Consider the following 19,059-nt stretch of genomic DNA (forward strand, 5'->3'; position numbering starts at 1 on the left):
GGATGACAATCGCCGGCGTCTTCGCCACCCTCTCGCTCATGATGGCGCCCGCAGCCGAACAGCCCACCGTCCGCATTTCGCAGGGCGTCCTGACCGGACGCGCCGACGCCGACGTGGCCGCGTTCAAGAACATTCCCTACGCCGCCGCGCCGACGGTGGATCGACGCTGGCGCCCGCCCGGCCCCGCGCCGACCTGGCATGGCGAGCGCGACGCCGGAACTTACGGCCCGATCTGCATCCAGGCGCCGCCCAGCGGCGATCCCGGCGTGGGCCCCTTGCCGATGAGCGAGGACTGCCTGAACCTGAACGTCTGGCGGCCGACGGAAACACTGGAGCCCGCGCCGGTCATGGTCTGGATCCACGGCGGGGGTCTGGTGAACGGGTCCGGCACGGCGCCGTTGTACGACGGCTCGGCCCTGGCCCGGCGCGGCATGGTGGTGGTCACGCTGAACTATCGCCTGGGGCGGCTGGGCTTCTTCGACCATCCCGCCCTGGCCGCCGAGCGGCCGGCGGGCGAACCGGCCGGCAACTATGGACTGATGGATGTCGTCGCCGCCCTGAAATGGGTGCGCGCCAACATCGCGGCCTTTGGCGGCGATCCCGAGAACGTCACCATCTTCGGCGAATCGGCGGGCGGGGCCATGGTCACGCGCCTGATGATCGCGCCGCCCGCGCGCGGCCTGTTCGACCGGGCGGTGGTCCAGTCGGGCCTGGGGCGCGAGTTGCAGACCCCGTTGGATCGCAAGGGGCCGCGCGGATCGCCGTCGGCGCGCGAACGGGGCGAGGTCTGGGCTCACGCGGCGGGGCTCCGCACGGCGGCGGACCTGCGCGCCGCCCCGGCCGAGATGTTTCTGACGCCGCCGCCGGTGTTCGCCAACGGCGACCTGACCCTGATCGACGGGCATATCGCGCCGTCGACCGTCGAGGCGGCGTTCAAGGCAGGGCGTCAGGCGCCCGTGCCCTTCATCATCGGCTCCAACAGCGCTGAATTCTGGTGGATGCGGCCGACGGACCGCAACGGCTATGGCGAGATCGACGACGACATGACCTGGCTGGAGCGGGCCGACGCGGTCCAGGCCTATGGCGGGCAGGAGGCTTTCGATAGGCTGGTTATCACCGACCTGGTGTTTTCCGAGCCTGCGCGAATGCTGGCGCGTCTGCACGCCAGGGCCGGTCATCCGGCCTGGCTCTATCGGTTCGACATCTCCTCGCCCCAGAACCCCGAGCCGCACGGCGGGGCCACCCATGCGATCGAGCGGCCCTATGTGTTCGGCACGCTGAACACCCTGCCGTACCCGGTGGAGGATCGGGATCGCAGGGCGTCGGACGTCATGATGGGATATTGGACCGCCTTCGCGCGCTCGGGCGATCCCAACGGCGTCGGTCGGCCGGAATGGCCGATGGCCGGCGCGGAGGACATCCGGCTGATGAACTTCGGCAATGCGGGGCCGACAGTGACGCCCGTGCCGTTCGGCGCGCGGCTGGACCTGCTGGAGCGATTCCGAGAGCGGCCGCGACCATAAGGAATCAGCCGGCCGAGGTCGCCGACGACTGCTTCTCCTTCAGCGTGACCAGTTCCTCGGCCATGGTGGGGTGGACGGCGCAGGTGGCGTCCCACTGGGCCTTGGTCAGGCCTGCCTTCACGGCGATGGCGGCCAACTGGATCATTTCGGGGCTGTCGGGGCCGACGATGTGGACGCCCACGACGCGCTGGGTGTCGGCGTCGACCACCAGCTTCATCAGCACCCGCTCGTCCGAGCCGGTGAAGGCGTATTTCATCGGGCGGAAGCGGGTCACATAGACGTCCACGCCCTTCGCGCAGGAACGGCGCGCATCGGCCTCGCTCAGGCCCACCACCCCGACCGGAGGCTGGCTGAAGACGGCGGTGGCGACGGCCTCGTAGTCGAAATGCTGGGGGTTGTTGCGGAAGACCGTCTGGTGGAAGGCGACCGCCTCGCGAATGGCGACGGGGGTCAGGTTCATCCGGTCGGTCACGTCGCCTATGGCCCAGATGTTTTCGGTCGTGGTCCTGGAATAGGGATCGACCTTGATCGCGCCCTCGTCGTTCAACTCCACGCCGGCCGCCTCCAGGCCCAGCTCCTTGACGTGGGGGATGCGGCCGGTGGCGAACATGACCACGTCCGTTTCCAGCTTCATGCCGTTTTCGAGATGGTTGACCAGGCCGGTCGCCGTCTTCTCGATCCTCTCGTGCTGGCAGCCCAACACGACCTTAATTCCCCGCTTCTCGATCTCGCCCGCCAGATGCGCCCGCACGTCGTCGTCGAAGCCGCGAAGGATGTTGGGACCGCGATAGATCAGGGTGGTCTCGACACCCAGGCCGGCGAAGATGCCCGCGAACTCCACCGCGATATAGCCGCCGCCCGCGATCAGGATGCGTTTGGGCAGTTCGGGCAGGTGGAAAGCCTCCTCGGAGGTGATGGCGTGTTCGATGCCCGGCAGATCCTCGGGCTTCCACGGCCGGCCGCCGGTGGCGATCAGGATCTTCTCGGCGGTGAGGGAGCGGTTCTTGCCGACCATCTCGACCGTGTGGGCGTCCTTCAGCACCGCGCGGCCGTGGATCAGGTCGACCCCCGCCTTGCCCAGATTGGCGGCGTAGATGCCCGACAGGCGCGCGATCTCGACATCCTTGGCCTCCAGGAAGGTCGGCCAGTCGAATCGGGCGTTGTCGAAGGACCAGCCATAGCCCTCGGCGATCTCGAGCGCATGACTGACCTCGGAGGCCATCACCATGAACTTCTTGGGCACGCAGCCGCGGACGACGCAGGTCCCGCCGACCCGATACTCCTCGGCCACCGCGACGCGCTTGCCGTCCAGCGCCGTCAGACGCGCCGCCCGCACACCGCCCGAACCGGCGCCGATGACGAAGAGGTCGTAGTCATAGTCGGCCAAGGCGCAAGCTCCGTTTACCAGCAGCCTCGGCATTTAAGCCGCGCCATGCGAAATCCAAGTCCGCCCGCCGAACATCTGATGCTCACGGCGCGCGAATGCAGGCCGCGCGACCGCGCGGAAGCCTCAATCCGACCCAGGCCTGTGGGTCTTCCAGTCGAAGAGTTCCTCCAGCATCTGGACCGCCCGGCCGCGTTCGGACGCCAGGTCGGGATCGCGGTTCAGGATCAGGCGGGCGTCGTCGGCGGCGGCCAGCATCAAGGCGCGGTGGCGGATCGGGTCGGCGAAGCGATAGGCGGGGAATCCGCTCTGTTTCAGGCCAAGCGGGTCGCCGCCGCCCCGCAGGCGGAAATCCTCCTCGGCGATGACGAAGCCGTCCTCGGTGCGGCGCAGGGTCTCCAGCCTTTCCTTGGCCGTCTCGCCCAGCCTGGGACCCTGGGCGCCGTCCTGACCGCCGTAGAGCAGGATGCAGGAACTGGCCTTCGATCCGCGCCCGACGCGTCCACGAAGTTGGTGCAACTGGGCCAGGCCGAAGCGGTCGGCGTGTTCGATGACCATGATCGAGGCGTTGGGCACATCGACCCCGACCTCGACGACCGTGGTGGCGACCAGGACCGGCAGACGGCCGTCGGCGAAATCGGCCATCACGGCCTCGCGTTCGGCGCCGGGCGTCCGGCCGTGGGCCAAACCGACCTCGACGCCCAGCAGGCGGCGAAGGTCGTCGGCGCGATCGACGGCGGCGGCCAGGTCGATGGCCTCGGATTCCTCGACCAGGGGGCAGATCCAATAGGCCTGGGCGCCGCTTTCGACGGCGGTCTTCAGGCGCGCGGCGACTTCTCCGATCCGGGCCAGGGGCAGGACGGCGGTCGTGACGGGCGTGCGGCCGGGCGGTTTCTCGGTCAGGCGGCTGACCTCCAGTTCGCCGTACTGGGTCAGTTCCAGGGTGCGGGGGATGGGGGTGGCCGACATGGTCAGCAGGTGGACCGCGCCGATACGCGGGTCGCCCTTGGCCTGGAGCCTTTGGCGCTCGTTGACGCCGAACCGATGCTGTTCGTCGACGACGGCCAGGGCCAGCCGGTCGAAGCGGACGGCGTCCTGGAACAGGGCATGGGTGCCGACGGCGACCTGGGCCTGACCTGTGGCCAGGGCCGCCAGCTTCTCACGCCTCTGGCCGTTCGTGTCGCGGCCGGTCAGAAGCACCGAGGTCACACCTGCGGTCTCCAGCAGCGGACCCAGTTTCTCGAAATGTTGGCGCGCCAGGATTTCGGTCGGGGCCATCAGGGCGGACTGAAGACCGCTGGCTGCGGCGTCGGCCAAGGCCAAGGCGGCCACGGCGGTCTTGCCCGAGCCTACGTCGCCCTGAAGCAGACGGCCCATCTGCCTGCCCGAGGCGAGGTCGCGGCGGATTTCGGCGACGGCCTGGGCCTGGGCGTTGGTCAGCTTGAAGGGCAGGGCCTCGAGCAAACGCTCGGACGCCGCGCCGGGCGCGATGACGGGCGCGGGTTTGATTTCGCGGGCGCGGCGGCGGCGCGCCAGGGCCAGTTGGTGGGCCAGGAACTCGTCATAGGCCAAGCGCTGGCGCGCGGGGGCCTCGGGCGACAGGTCGGGTTCCCCGACGGGGGCGTGCAGGGCGTCGAGGGCGGCGCGCCAGCCCAGCCAGCCCTGTTTCCTCAGCCAGGCCGGGTCTTGCCATTCGGCCAGGTCCGGGGCGGCGGACAGGGCGGTCTGAACCAGTTTTCGCAATTGGCGCGAGGTGAGCCCCTGCGTAGCCGGATAGACGGGTTCCGAGATGGGAATGTCGGCCGCCCTGTCCACCGTGACGATGTCGGGATGGACGATCTGGACCTCGCCGCTGAAGCGTTCGACCTTGCCCGACACCAGCCGGGTCTCGCCGCGCGGCAGGAGCCGGTCGATATGCTGGGGCGAGCCGCCGAACCAGACCAGATGGACGAAGCCCGTGGGGTCCGCAGCCCTGACCTTCAGCGGCGCGCCCGGGCGGCTGGGAACGAACATCCGGTCGATTACGACTTCGAATATGCCGACCGCCCCGTCCACGGCGTCGGCGGCCTGCATCGGACGACGGACGATGACGCCCGACGGCGACAGGAACGCCAGATCGCGCACCAGCGGCCCGGCGACCTTCTGCACCAGGGGCAGGGCGCGCGGACCCACCCCCTTCAGGGTCGAAACCTCGGCGAACAGGGGAAAGAGAATCTGCGGACGCATCGCCGTGAACATAGCGTGACCATGACGGGTGGCGAAGTCCGTTCAGGAACGCTATCTGACCCGACCTGTTTGAAAGTCTGGACCGGGCAAGGATTCTTGTGGCCGAAATCGACGCGCGTCTCGAAAGCGAAATGACCCCGGACCGCAAGCTGCGGCTGGGGCGGATCCAGTTCCGGTCCTGGCGGCGGGGCTTCCGCGAGGCCGACATGGTGCTGGGGCCGTTTTCGGACCAGGTGGCGCCGACCCTGACGGATGCGGAGCTGGACGTGTTCGAGCGGCTGATCGAGGAAGAGGACCAGTGGCTCTATGGCTGGATCATCGAGCGCGACCCAACGCCGCCCGAGTTCGAGACGCCCGTCATGGCCAAGGTTCGGGCCTTCATGCGCGCGCATGTCGCGGCCGAAGTCAGCAAGGGCATCGGTTGATGGATCAGCAGGTGACGCGGACCGACGCCGATCTCGGCGGCGCGCCGGAGGGGCTGGACGCCCTGATCGTCGCCGAGCGGTTGAAGGCCGCAGGCGGCGCAGCCCTGTTCGTCGCGCGGGACTATCAGCGGTCCGGGGCGTTCGTTCAGGCGTTTCAGTTCTTCGCGCAAGATATTGAAATGTTAGAATATCCGGCGTGGGATTGTCTGCCCTATGACCGGCTGAGCCCGACAGCGGGGATCGCGGCGCAGCGGATGGCGACCCTGACGCGGCTGGCACAGCGCAAGCCGGGCGAGGCGCCTGTGTTGGTGGTCGCGACCATTTCCGCGGCCATGCAAAGGACGCCGCCGAAATCGGTGACGATGCAGGCCGGGTTCGAGACCCGCGTCGGGCGCGACCTGGATATCCAGGCGCTGGAAAGGTATTTCGCCGCCAACGGCTATGTCCGCGCCTCGACCGTGTCGGAGCGGGGCGAGTTCGCGGTGCGCGGCGGGGTGGTGGACGTCTTTCCGCCGGGCTTCGCCGAGCCGGTGCGTCTGGACATGTTCGGCTCCGAACTGGAATCGATCCGCACTTTCGACCCGGAGACCCAGAGGTCGACCGGCCAGATGACGTCGGTCTCGCTGGCGCCGGTGTCCGAGGCGCTGTTGGACGCCGCGGCCATTTCGCGCTTCCGCACGGGCTATCTGAAGCTGTTCGGCGCGCCGGGCGACGATCCGCTGTATGCGACGATCAGCGAGGGCGCGCGGCGTCAGGGCATGGAGCAGTGGCTGCCGCTGTTCTACGAGGCGCTGGACACGCTGTTCGACTATTTGCCGGACCAGGCGCAGGTCTTCCTGGACAATCAGGTCGAGACCGCGCGAGGCGAGCGGTGGGATCTGATCGCCGACGCCTATGAGGCGCGAGCCGAGGCGGCCAAGGCGAAAGGCGGCGCGGCCGCCAATCGGGCTCTGCCGCCGAAGCAGCTGTATATGGACGCGGGCGACTGGAACCAGGCGCTGGCGGGTCGCGCGGTGCGGCGGTTCACGCCCTTTTCGGGCGCCGGCGAAGACGCCGGCGGGCGGCTGGGCCGGACGTTTGCGGCTGAGCGGTCGCAGGACAGCGTCAACCTGTTCCAGGCGGTCGCGGACCACGCGCAGGCGTTGAAGGCCGACGGGCGTCGGGTGCTGTTCGCGTCCTGGACCGAAGGCTCGTCCGAGCGGCTGGCGACCATGCTGGCCGATCACGGCCTGGACCATATCGTGGCCGTGCGCGACTGGGCCGATGTGCAGTCGGCGCCGAAGGACCTTTACCTGCGCGGCGTGCTGCCGGTGGAGCATGGCTTCGTCACCGACGAGGTCGCGGTCATCTCCGAGACGGACATCCTGGGCGACCGCCTGGCGCGGCCCCGGAAGAAGCGCCGGGCCTCGAACTTCCTCGCCGAAGCCTCGGCCCTGACGACCGGCGATCTGGTGGTCCATCTGGATCATGGCATCGGCCGCTATGAAGGGCTGAAGACGCTGGACATCCAGGAGGCGCCGCACGACTGCCTGGAATTGATGTACGCCGGCGAGAGCAAACTCTATCTGCCGGTCGAAAACATCGACCTTCTGAGCCGGTACGGCTCGGACGCCGACGGCGTGCAACTGGACAAGCTGGGCGGCGCCGGTTGGCAGGCGCGCAAGGCCAAGGCCAAGGAACGGCTGCGCGCCATGGCCGAGGGGCTGATCGCCCTGGCGGCCAAGCGGGCGCTGCGCGAAACGGATGCGGTGACGCCGCCGCCGGGGCTGTTCGCCGAATTCTGCGCCCGCTTCCCCTACGAGGAGACGGACGACCAGCTGAACGCCATCGGCGACGTGCTGGAGGATCTGGGCAAGGGCGTGCCCATGGATCGCCTGATCTGCGGCGACGTCGGCTTCGGCAAGACCGAGGTGGCGCTGAGGGCCGCCTTCGTCGTGGCCATGACGGGGCAGCAGGTGGCCGTGGTGGCGCCGACCACCCTGCTGGCGCGCCAGCATTTCAAGACCTTCACCGAACGGTTCGCCGGCTGGCCGGTCAAGGTGCGCCAGCTGTCGCGTATGGTGACGGGCAAGGCGGCGGCGGAGACGCGCGCCGGCCTGAAGGACGGCTCGGTCGAGATCGTCGTCGGCACCCATGCGGTCCTGGCCGAACAGGTCGGCTTCCGGGACCTGGGCCTGGTCATCGTCGACGAGGAGCAGCACTTCGGCGTCAAGCACAAGGAGAAGCTGAAGACGCTGCGCGCCGACGTGCATCTGCTGACCCTGACGGCGACGCCGATCCCGCGCACGCTTCAGATGGCGCTGTCGGGCATCCGCGAAATGTCGATCATCGCCACGCCGCCGGTCGATCGCCTGGCGGTGCGGACCTACGTCACGCCGTGGGACCCGGTGCTGGTGCGCGAGGCCCTGCTGCGCGAGAAGTATCGCGGGGGGCAGGCCTATTATGTCGCGCCGCGCCTGAAGGACCTGCCGGACATCGAAAAGTTCCTGCGCGAACAGGTTCCCGAGGTGAAGTTCGTCGTCGGCCACGGCCAGATGAGCGCGACCCAGTTGGAGGAGGTGATGAGCGCCTTCTACGACGGGGAATACGACGTGCTGGTCTCGACCACCATCGTCGAGAGCGGGCTGGACATTCCGACCGCCAACACCCTGGTCGTGCACCGCGCCGACATGTTCGGCCTGGCGCAGCTTTATCAGATCCGGGGCCGGGTCGGCCGGTCCAAGGCGCGGGCCTTCGCCTATCTGACCACCGATCCGATCAAGCCGATGACCCTGTCGGCCGAACGGCGGCTTCAGGTGTTGCAGTCGCTGGACAATCTGGGCGCCGGCTTCCAGCTGGCCAGCCACGACCTGGACCAACGCGGCGGCGGCAATCTGCTGGGCGACGAACAGTCGGGCCATATCCGCGAGGTGGGCGTCGAGCTGTACCAGCAGATGCTGGAGGACGCCGTCGCGGAGCTGAAGGAGAAGGGCGAGGGGGCGACCGTGGATCGCGGCTGGTCGCCATCGATCAATGTCGGCGCTTCCGTTCTGATTCCAGAAGATTATGTGCCGGACTTAAACGTTCGTCTGAGCCTGTATCGCCGTCTGTCAGACGCCGAGCGGAGCGAGGATCGCGAAGCGTTGGCCGCCGAATTGATCGACCGCTTCGGGCCTCTGCCGGACGAGGCGCAGCAGTTGCTGAAGATCGTGGGCGTCAAGGCCAACTGCCGCCGCGCCTGTATCGAGAAGATCGACATCGGTCCGCGCGGGGCGGTGCTGACGCTGCGCGACAACAGCTTCCCCAATCCGGCCGGGCTGATCGGTCTGATCCAGAAGAACCAGGCGTTCTGGAAAATCCGGCCGGATCAGAAGATCGTGGTGTCGGGCGACTGGCCCACGGCGGAGGACCGGCTGAAGGTGGCCGAGCGCATCACCGCCGACCTGGCGCGGGTGGCGGGGGCGTAAACACCCCTCAGCGCGTCTTTTCGAACAGGTCGGCCGAGGCGCGTTCCAACAGGGCGGCGGCGCTTTCGTCGGGGCGCATCTCGGCGGCGCCGACATCGAACTCGGCCACGAAGGGCGAGCGGTCGGGGCCGGCGTCGAAGGCGGTGCAGCCGATGACGGCGGCGATACGCTCGGCCGCCAGGCGCGCCGGTTCGGCGTGGGTTGCGGGCAGGGCCAGGGCGAACACCTCCTTGGCCAGGCGCGCGGGCGTGTCCTCCACCCGGACCAGGCGCGACACCATGGCCCCGATCTGAGGCATGGCGCGGTCCAGCCATCCGCCCTGGCGCGCCCAGGTGACGGATTCCGTCTCGCGAACACGCAAAACGCAGACCGACAGAGGGCGTTTGCGGGCGCGTGAGGCCTCTGCGACCCGGGCCAGATGGCTGGCGAACAGTTCGGGGGTGAACAGACCGGTTTCCGGGTCCATCAGATCCAGACTGCGCACCGAATCCAGCGTCTTTCGGACGCCCAGGTGGGTGCGGTGGCCGATGGCCAGGGACAGGATGCGCTCGGCCGTCTCATCCTCGGGCGTATCGGCCGAGGCGACGTCGGCGAAGCCGCGATTGAAAAGCTCGGACAGGCTGATCTCGTTCTTTCCGCGCAGATAGAGCATCAGCGGGATGTGATAGAGACGGGTGTTGCGCTTCATGCCCGCCGCTATGGACAGCGCCGGGGCATGATCCTCCGCGCCCCATAGGACGGCGGCGTCGAACGGGCTTTCGTGAAGATAGTCGAAGGCGGTGTAGGGGGTGGGGGCGGCGATCACTTCGACACCGGCGGCCGTCAGGGCGTTGGACAGGGCCAGGAAACGGCGATCCGCCACACCGGCCGCCAGGACGCGCAAGGGACCGTCGTCCTGGGCGCGGGCGTCAAGCCCCACCCCGCGCGTGGCGAAGGTGGTGACGCGCAGGCGGAACTCCTCCTCGGCGATGGCGGCGCGACCCAGTTGCTCCAGCCGGAGCGCCGCCTGGGCCGGATGGGGCGGCAGGGACATGGTCATGTCGGCGCCGCGCACGCTGTCGGGCCGCGCCCCGATGGCCATGATAGGCAGCCGGCGCGGTTCGGCGGCGGCCCGCAGGCGCAGGGCGGCGTCCCCGTCCAACCCGTCGATGTCGATGACCGCGGCCTCCAGGGCGAAGTCCTGCAACGTCATTTCGGCCGAGGCGACATCGCGCGCCGTCACGGTTCGCCACCCCAGCGCGTCCAGCCCGGCGGCGAGCGGCCCGACCCGGCCGTCGTCGGCCGCCAGGATCAATACGCGCGCGTCGAAAGCCAAGCCGGTCGTCTCCGTAAGCCGCCGCGCCCCAGGCGGGCGCGGCGCCGGCGGACCATAACGACGAGGGTGTTAAGGATGCAATGTCGCAGCCGGCCGGAGCGTACGGAGCGTGGAAAGTCCGCCCTCACGCGGATGAGACTTTCACCGGCGACGGAATCCGTTAGGTTCCGGCGCTTGCAGTAACGGTTGTGGGGACCGGCTTGAGCGAACAACTGACACGATCGGTGCTTACGGCGCCCAGGTTCTGGGGCGCATTGGCCGTCCGGGCCTTCACCCGCAGTTGGGGGCGCGACGTCATGCTTTACACGGGCGGGGTGTCGTTTTTCGCCCTGCTGGCGGTGTTCCCGGCGATCGCTATCCTGATCGGCTTCTACAAGCTGGGTCTGTCGATCAACGAGGTCAGCGCCCAGGCGGCGGCGCTGTCGGACCTGCTGCCCAACGCCGCGCAGACCATTTTTCAGGACGAGATCGCGCGCCTGAGCAACGCCTCGGCGCGGACCGTATCGGCCCAGAGCGCCTTCGCCCTGTTCGTCGGCGCCTATGCCGCGCACAGGGGATTCAAGGCCTTGCTGGCAGGATTGAACCTGATTCATGACGAGACGGAGCCGCATGGCTTCTTCAAGTTCAACCTGCTGGCCTTTTTCGTGGCCGTCTTCGCCTTCGCCCTGTTCACCGTGGTCTCGGGCGCGGTGGTCACGGTGCGCATCCTGGCGCACGCCTCGTCGGCGGCAGGGGCGTCGTGGCAGGGCGGGGGGATGGCGCCGTTAGACGCAGTCCTGCCCGCCGTCGGCCTGGCGGTCGGCCTGACGCTGCTTTATCGCTATGCGATGAGCCATCGCACGCCGGTGGCCTGGACGCCGGCCGCCGTAGGCGGGCTGGTGGCGACGCTGATGTCGGTGGTGTCGTCGTGGCTGTGCGCCATCTACGTCGAGCAGGTCGCGCCGCTGGGGGCCACCTATGGCTCGGTCGGCGCGGTGGTGGTGCTGCTGATCTGGCTGTCGTGGAACGTCAACGCCATCTTCTATGGCGGCGCCTTCGCCACCGAGATGGAGCTGGCGGCCAGGAAACGGTCGGAGGCCCAGGCGGCGCCGGCCAGCGTGGTCAATCTGTCGGAACGCCGGGCCAGCCGCCGGTCTCGATCGTGATCCGCAGGCCGCCGTCGACATCTTCGACGGCGACGACCCGCCCGCCCTTCTGAGCCATCAGGAAAGGCACGTCGATCCGCGCCATCGGGTCGGTGGCCATCAGGACCAGGCGCGCGCCGGGCGCGGCGTCCTGCATCGCCTTCATCAAACGCAGGCTGGGGACTGGACAGCGTTGGCCGCGCGCGTCGATGACGACGGCATCGCTCACCCCAGCCGATCCGCCAACAGCTCCAGCGCCGCGCGCACGCTGGCCATGCGCACCGCGTCGCGGCCGATGTCGCCGAACCGCATTTCCCGGTGGATGACGCCCGGGGGGCCGGCGGCGGCGAAATGGACCAGACCCACAGGCTTTTCGGTCGAGCCTCCGCCCGGCCCCGCGACGCCGGTGACGGAAACCGAAGCCTGGGCGCGAGAGCGGGCGACGGCGCCGACCGCCATGGCGCGGGCGGTGGCTTCCGAAACGGCGCCGTGGGCGGCCAGGGCGGCCTCCGGCACGTCCAGCATCTGCATCTTGGCTTCGTTGCTATAGGTGACGAAGCCCCGGTCCAGGGCGGCGGAAGAGCCTGGAATGGCGGTCAGGGCCGCCGCGACTAGTCCGCCGGTGCAGCTTTCGGCCGTCGCCAGCATCAGGCCGCGTTCCGTCGCGCTTGCGACGATCTGTTGCGCCAGGCGCCGGATGTCTTCGGGGAACATGGCCTTTTCATAGGCCGCGAACCCGGCTCTAACCAGAGGCATGACAGACGCCGCCGCCCCGTCGCGCCCGGCCGCCAGGACGGCGGATCCTTTGGCGCCGATCCTGTTCGCCGTCGCCATCTTCACCTCGGCTTGTCTGGTGTTCGTGGTTCAGCCGATGGCCGCCAAATTGATCCTGCCGACGCTGGGCGGATCGCCGTCGGTGTGGAATGCGTCGATGGTCTTCTTCCAGACGGCGCTTCTGGTCGGCTACGGCTACGCTCATCTGTTGCAGCGCATGTCCAGCCTGCGCGCGCAGGTCGGAACGCACTTGGCGCTGCTGGCCCTGGCGGCCTTGTTCCTGCCGCTCAGGATCAGCGGCCTGTTCGGCGACCCCGACGGGGCGCAGCCGGCGCTTTGGCTCCTGGCGACCCTGGCGGCGTCGATCGGCGCGCCGTTCGCGGTGCTGTCGGCGACCGCGCCCCTGTTGCAGGCCTGGTATGCGCGGGTGCGGGCGGGTCAGGCGGACGGGGCCAACCCCTACGTCCTCTACGCGGCGTCCAACCTGGGCAGCTTCCTGGCGCTGTTGGCCTATCCGATCCTAATCGAGCCCTTGGCCAGTCTGTCCGGGCAGCGGTTGGGATGGAGCGCCGGCTATGGCCTGTTCATGGTCATGGTGATCGGCCTGGGCCTGATGGTCTGGCGCGGGCGCCAGGTCGGGGCGGTCGAGCCGGCGCCGCTGGCGGTCAGCCCACCGATCCCGTGGCGAGAAAAGGGGATGCTGGTCCTCCTGGCGGCCGCGCCGTCCAGTCTGATGCTGGGGGTGACGGCGCATCTGACGACCGACGTGGCCTCGGCGCCCTTCCTGTGGGTCATTCCACTGGCCCTGTATCTGCTGACCTTCGTGATCGCCTTCCAGACGCGACCGGCCATTCCGCCGACGCTGGCGCTGGGTCTTCAAGGGGCGATGGCGGCTGCGTGCGCGGCCCTGATCGCGTTTCGTACTGGCGAGTGGCTGCTGGTCTTCACGGTCAATCTGGCGGCCTTCTTCTTCACGGCCCTGATGTGCCACCAGAGACTGGCGGCAAGGCGGCCCGCGCCGGACCGGCTGACCGAATTCTATCTGCTGCTGTCGCTGGGCGGGGTGGTCGGCGGGGCGTTCAACGGCCTGGTCGCGCCGGTCGTGTTCAACATGGTCTGGGAATATCCGCTGGTCCTGGTGGCGGCGGCCTTGTTGCGACCGTGGAGCCGCCGCGAGATGCGCCCGTGGGAGATCATGTGCGGCGTCGCGGGCGTCGTCATCGCCTTCCTGGGGCCGCTGTCGATGGAGGCTGTGCGTTACGCCCCCGACGTGCGCGCCGCCATACCCGACGCCCAGCTGATCCGCATCGCGCAAGGGGTGCTGGGGATCGCGGCCATGTTCGCCTTTCTGGTCCGCGACCGGGCGGTGCTGTTCGCCGTGGTGCTGGGGGCCATCGTCTGGTCGGGCTATCACCTGGCCAGGGGCTATGACTGGGCGCTGTCGGAGCGCAGCTTCTTTGGCGTCATGCGGGTGGCCAGGATCGACGATCCGCTGATGGGCGGGCCGGTCCATGTGCTGATGCACGGCACGACCCTTCACGGGGCGCAGGCGCAGGCCAGGTCGCGCCTTTGTCAGCCGACGCTCTATTACGCCACTTCGACGCCGCTGGGACAGGCGATGCTGCAGACCCAGGCCCGCCATCTGGACGGGGCGCGGGTCGGGGTGGTGGGGCAGGGGTCCGGCGCCATGGCGGCCTACAAGCGCCAGCAGGACCGGCTGACCTTCTTCGAGATCGACCCGATGGTGGATCGGCTGTCGCGCGACCCGCGCTGGTTCAGCTTCATAGACGGCTGCGCCGACGGGCCGGTGCGGACGGTGATCGGGGATGCGCGCCTGACGATGGATCGGGAGCCGGCGGGGTCCTACGACCTGCTGATCATCGACGCCTTTTCCTCCGACGCCGTGCCGACGCACCTGCTGACGGTCGAGGCGATCCGGGGCTATCTGCGGCTGCTGGCGCCCGACGGGGTGGCGGTTCTTCACCTGTCGAACCGCAATCTGGAAATCACCCTGCCGGCCGAGGCGGCGGCGCAGTCCCTGGGCGCGCCGCATCTGCATCAGGTCTATCTGGAACGGCCGGGCCTGGGTCAAATGGCCGAAGCCTCAACCGAGGCCCTGCTCATCGGCAAGAGCGAGGCGGCGATGCAGCCATACCGTCAGGACGACCGCTGGCGCAGGCTGGCCGAGACGGATGTCCGTCCGTGGACGGACGACTATGTCAACCTGTTCGGATCGTTGGTGCGTCAGATGCGCTACTCGCGCTGAGGCGCGGGCAGTTCGACGGTCGCCACGGCCTGGGCGGCCAGACCTTCGCCGCGGCCGGTGAAGCCCAGGCCTTCGGTCGTGGTGGCCTTGACGCTGACGGCCTCCAAAGGAAGGTCAAGCAAGGCGGCGATCCGCTCGCGCATGGCCTGGCGGTGGGGTTTCACCTTGGGGCGCTCGCAGATCAGGGTGACGTCCACATTGACGATCCTCCCCCCGCGCTGGGCCGTCAGTTCGGCGGCGTGGATCAGGAACCGGTCCGAAGACGCGCCCTTCCACTTCGGGTCGGTCGGGGGAAAGTGGTCGCCGATGTCGCCGGCCGCGATGGCGCCCAGCAGGGCGTCGGTCAGGGCGTGAAGGCCCGCATCGGCGTCCGAATGACCGATCAGCGTCTGATCGTGCGGCACCTCGATCCCGCACAGCCAGACCGAACCGCCCGCCCCCCAGCGATGGACGTCGTAGCCTGAGCCGATGCGGGTCTGATAGCGGGGAGCGTCTTGCGACAGCAGGGTCTCGGCCATGGCGAAATCCTCGGGGAATGTCAGTTTCATCAGGCGCGGATCGCCGGGAACCAGGACGACGCGCCCGCCGCTGCGCCGAACCACCATCGCTTCGTCCGCGGGGATTTCGGCGTCGGTCCAGGCGGCGTAGGCGGCCTCGATCACCCCGCGCCGAAAGGCCTGGGGCGTTTGGGCCCGCCACAGGCCCTCGCGATCGACAACCTCGGTGACGACGCCGTCCTCTGCGCGTCGCAGGCTGTCGGCGACGGCCAGGGCGGGCAGGGCGCCGTCGGCCGTCTCCAGCGCGGCGATCAGCCGTTCGACGATGGCGGCGCTCAGCAGCGGACGGGCGGCGTCGTGGATCAGGACGGGTTGATCGGGGGGGCAGGTCAGGGCGTCCAATCCCGCACGCACGGAATCGGCCCGAGCGTCGCCGCCGGTTGCGGCGCGCCAGCCGGTCAGGCCCGCCAGAGCCTGGGCGGCGCGGTCTTGCGCGCCCGGCGCCACGACCACGACCAACTCGGCCGCCCCGGCCTTCAGCAGGACCTCGGCCGACCAGCGCAACACGGGCTTTCCGCCCAGGATGCGCCACTGTTTGTCGCCGCCGGCCCTCGAACCCGAACCGGCCGCGACGATGATGCCCGAGAAAGTCATGGCGGTCTTGATAGTGCGCGCCGGGGCGGGACGAAACCATCAATCGGCCGCGGTCATGCTTGACGAATGGGGGCGTGATGTTGCGAAAGGCGCAGATGGCCAAGACCCTTCAGATCGGCGACGTGATCGTGCCCGGCCAGGTGCTGATGGCGCCGATGACCGGCGTGACCGACCTGCCGTTTCGCGTGCTCGCGTCCAGACTGGGCGCCGCCTATGTCGCGACCGAGATGGTGGCGGCCAAGGAATTGGCGCGCGCCCGGCCGGACGTGGTGCGACGCGCGGCGGTCGGGGCGGGCCTGCCGCTGACGGTGATCCAGCTGGTCGGGCGCGATCCCGAGCAGATGGGAGAAGGCGCGCGCATGGCCGAGAAGGCGGGGGCCGACATCGTCGATCTGAATTTCGGCTGTCCGGCCAAGGAGGTCACGGGATCGGCGGCCGGATCGGCCCTGATGCGGACGCCGGACCTGGCGTGCCGGATCATGGAGGCCGTCGTGAAGGCGACCGAACGGCCTGTGACGGTCAAGATGCGATTGGGTTGGGACGAGGACAGCCGGAACGCCGCGGACCTAGCCCGGCGCGCGGAAGCGATCGGAGTCAAGGCGGTGACGGTTCATGGCCGCACCCGCCAGCAATTCTACGCCGGCCAGGCCGATTGGGACGCGGTGGGGGCGGTCAAGGCGGCGGTCGGGGTGCCCGTCATCGTCAACGGCGATATCGTCTCGGCGGATCAGGCGCGACAGGCGCTCAGGCAGTCCGGGGCGGACGGGCTGATGCTGGGGCGGGGCGTCTATGGCCGGCCCTGGCTGGCGGCGCATCTGGAGCGGGCCCTGAGCGACGGCGTCGATCTGACGGAGCCGGGCCCCGAGGCGCGGCTGGCCATCGTCATCGAACACCTGCGGGCGTCCATCGAATTCTATGGGATGCCGCTGGGGCTGAAGATGTTCCGCAAACACCTGGGCTGGTATATCGAACAGGCGCCGTGGCCGGCCGATGCGCAACACCGGCGCGAAGCGAAGGCAAGAATTTGCCGCCTTGACGAGCCGCATGCCGTCGAGGCGGCCATGCGGGACCTCTGGCGATCGGATTTGCCGCGATCTCTCAAGTCGGCTGTTGAAAACGCGCCACAGCTGATGGAGACTGCTGTGGCATGACGGATACGCCTTCAACGACGACCCCTGCGCCCGGCCGCCCGCCGGACGATGAGTCGTTCTGGGGGCGGGTCGATGCGGAACGGGCGCGCACGGGCTTCGGCCTGGCCTATTTCCTGGCGGTTGCGATCACCGCGGCGGCGATTTGGCTGGTGGCGGTGGCCCCCGGCGCAGGCGGCGGCTCCGCTCGCGGATCCAGCAGCGAGATCGCCTTGGTCGTGCTGGTCGCCAATCTGGTCCTGATCGCGGGCCTGGCCTTCATCGTCGGACGCCGCGTGCTGACCCTGGCGCGCAGCACGGAGGAGGCGGGGTCGCGTCTGCATCTGCGGTTCGTCGCCTTGTTCTCGATGGTGGCCCTGATCCCTTCGGTGCTGATCGCCCTTGTCTTCGGGGTCCTGGTCAACCGGGGCGTGGACCAGTGGTTCAGCGAGAACGTCAAGGCCTCTGTCGACAACGGCGCCATCATCGGCCGCGCCTACGTCCGCGATGTCGCTGAATCGATGGACGCCGACCTGGTCACGATCTCTGAGCAGCTGGACAGCGCCAGGGGTCTGTTCGGCGATCGCATTCAGTTCAACGCCGCGCTGGCGCAGGTGGGCGATATCTTCCGCTATCCCGCAATCTATATCGTGAATAGCCAGGGCGAAGTCCTGGCGCGCGCCGAACAGCCTGGCGCGCCGCCCTATCTGGCCCCGCCGCGCGCCTATCTGGAAGCCGCCGCTCAGGACGGCAAGCCGCCGACCGACGTGACGCAGAACCCGGACACGGTGCGCTCGATCATCGCCCTGCCGGCCTATGGCGACGCCTTTCTGTATCTGGTGCGGCCGCTGGAGGACGGGCTGATCGCGCGGATGAACGCTTCGGACCAGTCGATTCAGGCCTATCGCGAGGCGCAGGAGAGTCGGGCGCGAATTCAGTCGGCCTTCATCCTCAGCTATCTGGAGACGGCGCTGCTGGTCCTGGTGGGGGCGGTTTGGCTGGGGATGTCGGCGGCCAGCAGCATTTCGGCGCCGATCGGGCGTCTGGTGAAGGCGGCGGGTCAGGTGGCGGGCGGCGATTTCACCGCACGGGTGGACAGCGCCGGCGCGCCCGCAGAGATCGCCACCTTGTCGGACGCCTTCAACGGCATGACCGGCGACCTCCAGGCCCAGCAGACCGCGCTGAAGGCCGCAAGCGACGAGGCGCAGGATCGGAGCCGTTTCATCGAAACCGTGCTGTCGGGCGTCAGCGCCGGGGTGATCGGCCTGGATCGCCGGGGCCGGGTGTCCGCCATAAACGACAGCGCCCTGCAACTGCTGCACATCGAGGAGGCCGAGGTCCTGGGCCATGAACTGGCCGCCCTTTCGCCGGAACTGAGCGATCTGGTGCGCCGGGCCGAGGCCCATATCGAAGAGGATATCGACGTCAGCCGGGGCGGCGACACCCGCCGCCTGCGAGTCCGCATCGAGGGCGGGCAGGGCGGCGAGATGGTCCTGACCTTCGACGACATCACCCGCCTGGTGACGGCCCAGCGCAACGCCGCCTGGCGTGACGTGGCCCGCCGGATCGCCCACGAGATCAAAAACCCGTTGACGCCGATCCAACTGTCGGCCGAGCGGCTGAAGCGAAAATACCGGGCGCGGATCGGCGAGGACGTGGAGATCTTCGACCGCTGCACCGACACCATCATCCGCCAGGTCGGGGACATCGGCCGGATGGTGGACGAATTCTCCTCTTTCGCCCGTATGCCGGCGCCGCGTTTCGCGCCGGAGAATCCGGCGGAGATGCTGCGCGAGGCGGTGTTCGCCCAGCGGGTGGCGGCGCCCGACATCGTGGTCGATCTGGTCGAACCGCTGCCCACGGCCGTGCTGGAAAGCGACGGGCGGATGGTGGGGCAGGCGTTGCTGAACATCCTGAAGAACGCCGGCGAATCCGTCGCCGCGCGGCGGCTGGCGGCCGGAGAGGATGCGGCGTCGGACGATCCGGGCGTGATCGCCTCCCTGACAGTCGAGGATGGACACGCGACCTTCGTGGTCGAGGACGACGGCGTGGGACTGCCGGCGCGCGACCGCGACCGGCTTACCGAACCCTATGTGACCACGCGCGAAAAGGGCACGGGCCTGGGCCTGGCCATCGTCAAACGCATTTGCGAGGACCACGGCGGCGAGCTGAGGCTGGCCGACGGCCTGACGCTGCGCGGCGCGCGCGTGTGCATGATCTTCCCCCTGAAATCCCACGGCAAGGCCGGGGACGGCGTGGAGCGCAGGCTCCAGACCGTCGCCGCCGAATAGCGAGGCA

At 69.0% G+C, this 19,059-nt stretch carries 13 protein-coding genes; 7 read left to right on the forward strand and 6 right to left on the reverse strand.

Features of this window, described 5'->3' with window-relative positions:
- The first annotated feature begins 2 nt into the window (after nt 1-2).
- Nucleotides 3-1,523 (forward strand): carboxylesterase/lipase family protein, encoded by a 1,521-nt coding sequence (locus AC0L6G_RS02790; RefSeq protein WP_293825157.1) that lies wholly within the window; start codon nt 3-5, stop codon nt 1,521-1,523.
- A gap of 4 nt (nt 1,524-1,527) precedes the next feature.
- Here AC0L6G_RS02790 and gor read toward each other — a convergent pair whose 3' ends face one another.
- Complete coding sequence (gene gor, locus AC0L6G_RS02795) at nt 1,528-2,910, reverse strand: glutathione-disulfide reductase (protein ID WP_293825154.1); 1,383 nt, start codon at nt 2,908-2,910, stop codon at nt 1,528-1,530.
- Nucleotides 2,911-3,033: 123 nt separating this feature from the next.
- Entirely contained in the window at nt 3,034-5,133 is a 2,100-nt protein-coding gene (gene recG, locus AC0L6G_RS02800) for an ATP-dependent DNA helicase RecG (protein ID WP_293825184.1), read from the reverse strand.
- A gap of 131 nt (nt 5,134-5,264) precedes the next feature.
- Here recG and AC0L6G_RS02805 point away from each other — a divergent pair, with 131 nt between their 5' ends.
- Complete coding sequence (locus AC0L6G_RS02805) at nt 5,265-5,558, forward strand: FAD assembly factor SdhE (RefSeq protein ID WP_473252828.1); 294 nt, start codon at nt 5,265-5,267, stop codon at nt 5,556-5,558.
- Complete coding sequence (gene mfd / locus AC0L6G_RS02810; protein WP_473252829.1) at nt 5,558-9,004, forward strand: transcription-repair coupling factor; 3,447 nt, start codon at nt 5,558-5,560, stop codon at nt 9,002-9,004. The genes AC0L6G_RS02805 and mfd overlap by 1 nt, the downstream gene beginning before the upstream one ends.
- Before the next feature lie 7 nt (nt 9,005-9,011).
- Here mfd and AC0L6G_RS02815 read toward each other — a convergent pair whose 3' ends face one another.
- Nucleotides 9,012-10,319, reverse strand: coding sequence for a diguanylate cyclase domain-containing protein (locus AC0L6G_RS02815; protein WP_293825146.1), 1,308 nt, complete (start codon nt 10,317-10,319; stop codon nt 9,012-9,014).
- A gap of 296 nt (nt 10,320-10,615) precedes the next feature.
- On the opposite strand from AC0L6G_RS02815, the gene AC0L6G_RS02820 reads away from it, so the two are divergent.
- A complete protein-coding gene (locus tag AC0L6G_RS02820) occupies nt 10,616-11,464 on the forward strand; it encodes a YihY/virulence factor BrkB family protein (RefSeq protein WP_473253206.1) in 849 nt (282 codons plus the stop codon).
- On the opposite strand, the gene AC0L6G_RS02825 is transcribed toward AC0L6G_RS02820, so the two are convergent.
- Both AC0L6G_RS02825 and AC0L6G_RS02830 read right to left on the reverse strand, forming a co-directional pair.
- Nucleotides 11,421-11,672 (reverse strand): sulfurtransferase TusA family protein, encoded by a 252-nt coding sequence (locus AC0L6G_RS02825; protein ID WP_293825141.1) that lies wholly within the window; start codon nt 11,670-11,672, stop codon nt 11,421-11,423. The genes AC0L6G_RS02820 and AC0L6G_RS02825 overlap by 44 nt on opposite strands.
- Complete coding sequence (locus AC0L6G_RS02830; protein ID WP_473253208.1) at nt 11,669-12,157, reverse strand: CinA family protein; 489 nt, start codon at nt 12,155-12,157, stop codon at nt 11,669-11,671. The genes AC0L6G_RS02825 and AC0L6G_RS02830 overlap by 4 nt, the downstream gene beginning before the upstream one ends.
- A gap of 40 nt (nt 12,158-12,197) precedes the next feature.
- On the opposite strand from AC0L6G_RS02830, the gene AC0L6G_RS02835 reads away from it, so the two are divergent.
- Entirely contained in the window at nt 12,198-14,483 is a 2,286-nt protein-coding gene (locus AC0L6G_RS02835) for a spermidine synthase (RefSeq protein WP_293825135.1), read from the forward strand.
- Here the strand turns inward: AC0L6G_RS02835 and AC0L6G_RS02840 are convergent.
- A complete protein-coding gene (locus AC0L6G_RS02840; RefSeq protein WP_293825133.1) occupies nt 14,471-15,634 on the reverse strand; it encodes a bifunctional 2-C-methyl-D-erythritol 4-phosphate cytidylyltransferase/2-C-methyl-D-erythritol 2,4-cyclodiphosphate synthase in 1,164 nt (387 codons plus the stop codon). The two genes, AC0L6G_RS02835 and AC0L6G_RS02840, sit on opposite strands and share 13 nt — an antisense overlap.
- Nucleotides 15,635-15,729: 95 nt before the next feature.
- Here AC0L6G_RS02840 and dusB point away from each other — a divergent pair, with 95 nt between their 5' ends.
- Nucleotides 15,730-16,785, forward strand: coding sequence for a tRNA dihydrouridine synthase DusB (gene dusB, locus AC0L6G_RS02845; RefSeq protein ID WP_293825131.1), 1,056 nt, complete (start codon nt 15,730-15,732; stop codon nt 16,783-16,785).
- Entirely contained in the window at nt 16,782-19,052 is a 2,271-nt protein-coding gene (locus AC0L6G_RS02850) for a sensor histidine kinase NtrY-like (protein ID WP_293825129.1), read from the forward strand. Before dusB ends, AC0L6G_RS02850 begins: the two co-directional genes overlap by 4 nt.
- The last annotated feature ends 7 nt before the right edge of the window (nt 19,053-19,059 follow it).

The sequence above is a fragment of the Brevundimonas sp. D3-1P genome, from assembly GCF_055809335.1.

What these genes read in the sequence shown, in the direction of transcription:
- AC0L6G_RS02790 (WP_293825157.1), top strand. Translation starts at nt 3, where the DNA reads ATGACAATCGCCGGCGTCTTCGCCACCCTCTCGCTCATGATGGCGCCC.
- recG (WP_293825184.1), bottom strand. Translation starts at nt 5,133, where the DNA reads ATGCGTCCGCAGATTCTCTTTCCCCTGTTCGCCGAGGTTTCGACCCTG.
- AC0L6G_RS02805 (WP_473252828.1), top strand. Translation starts at nt 5,265, where the DNA reads ATGACCCCGGACCGCAAGCTGCGGCTGGGGCGGATCCAGTTCCGGTCC.
- mfd (WP_473252829.1), top strand. Translation starts at nt 5,558, where the DNA reads ATGGATCAGCAGGTGACGCGGACCGACGCCGATCTCGGCGGCGCGCCG.
- AC0L6G_RS02820 (WP_473253206.1), top strand. Translation starts at nt 10,616, where the DNA reads ATGCTTTACACGGGCGGGGTGTCGTTTTTCGCCCTGCTGGCGGTGTTC.
- AC0L6G_RS02830 (WP_473253208.1), bottom strand. Translation starts at nt 12,157, where the DNA reads ATGTTCCCCGAAGACATCCGGCGCCTGGCGCAACAGATCGTCGCAAGC.
- AC0L6G_RS02835 (WP_293825135.1), top strand. Translation starts at nt 12,198, where the DNA reads ATGACAGACGCCGCCGCCCCGTCGCGCCCGGCCGCCAGGACGGCGGAT.
- AC0L6G_RS02840 (WP_293825133.1), bottom strand. Translation starts at nt 15,634, where the DNA reads ATGACTTTCTCGGGCATCATCGTCGCGGCCGGTTCGGGTTCGAGGGCC.
- dusB (WP_293825131.1), top strand. Translation starts at nt 15,730, where the DNA reads ATGGCCAAGACCCTTCAGATCGGCGACGTGATCGTGCCCGGCCAGGTG.
- AC0L6G_RS02850 (WP_293825129.1), top strand. Translation starts at nt 16,782, where the DNA reads ATGACGGATACGCCTTCAACGACGACCCCTGCGCCCGGCCGCCCGCCG.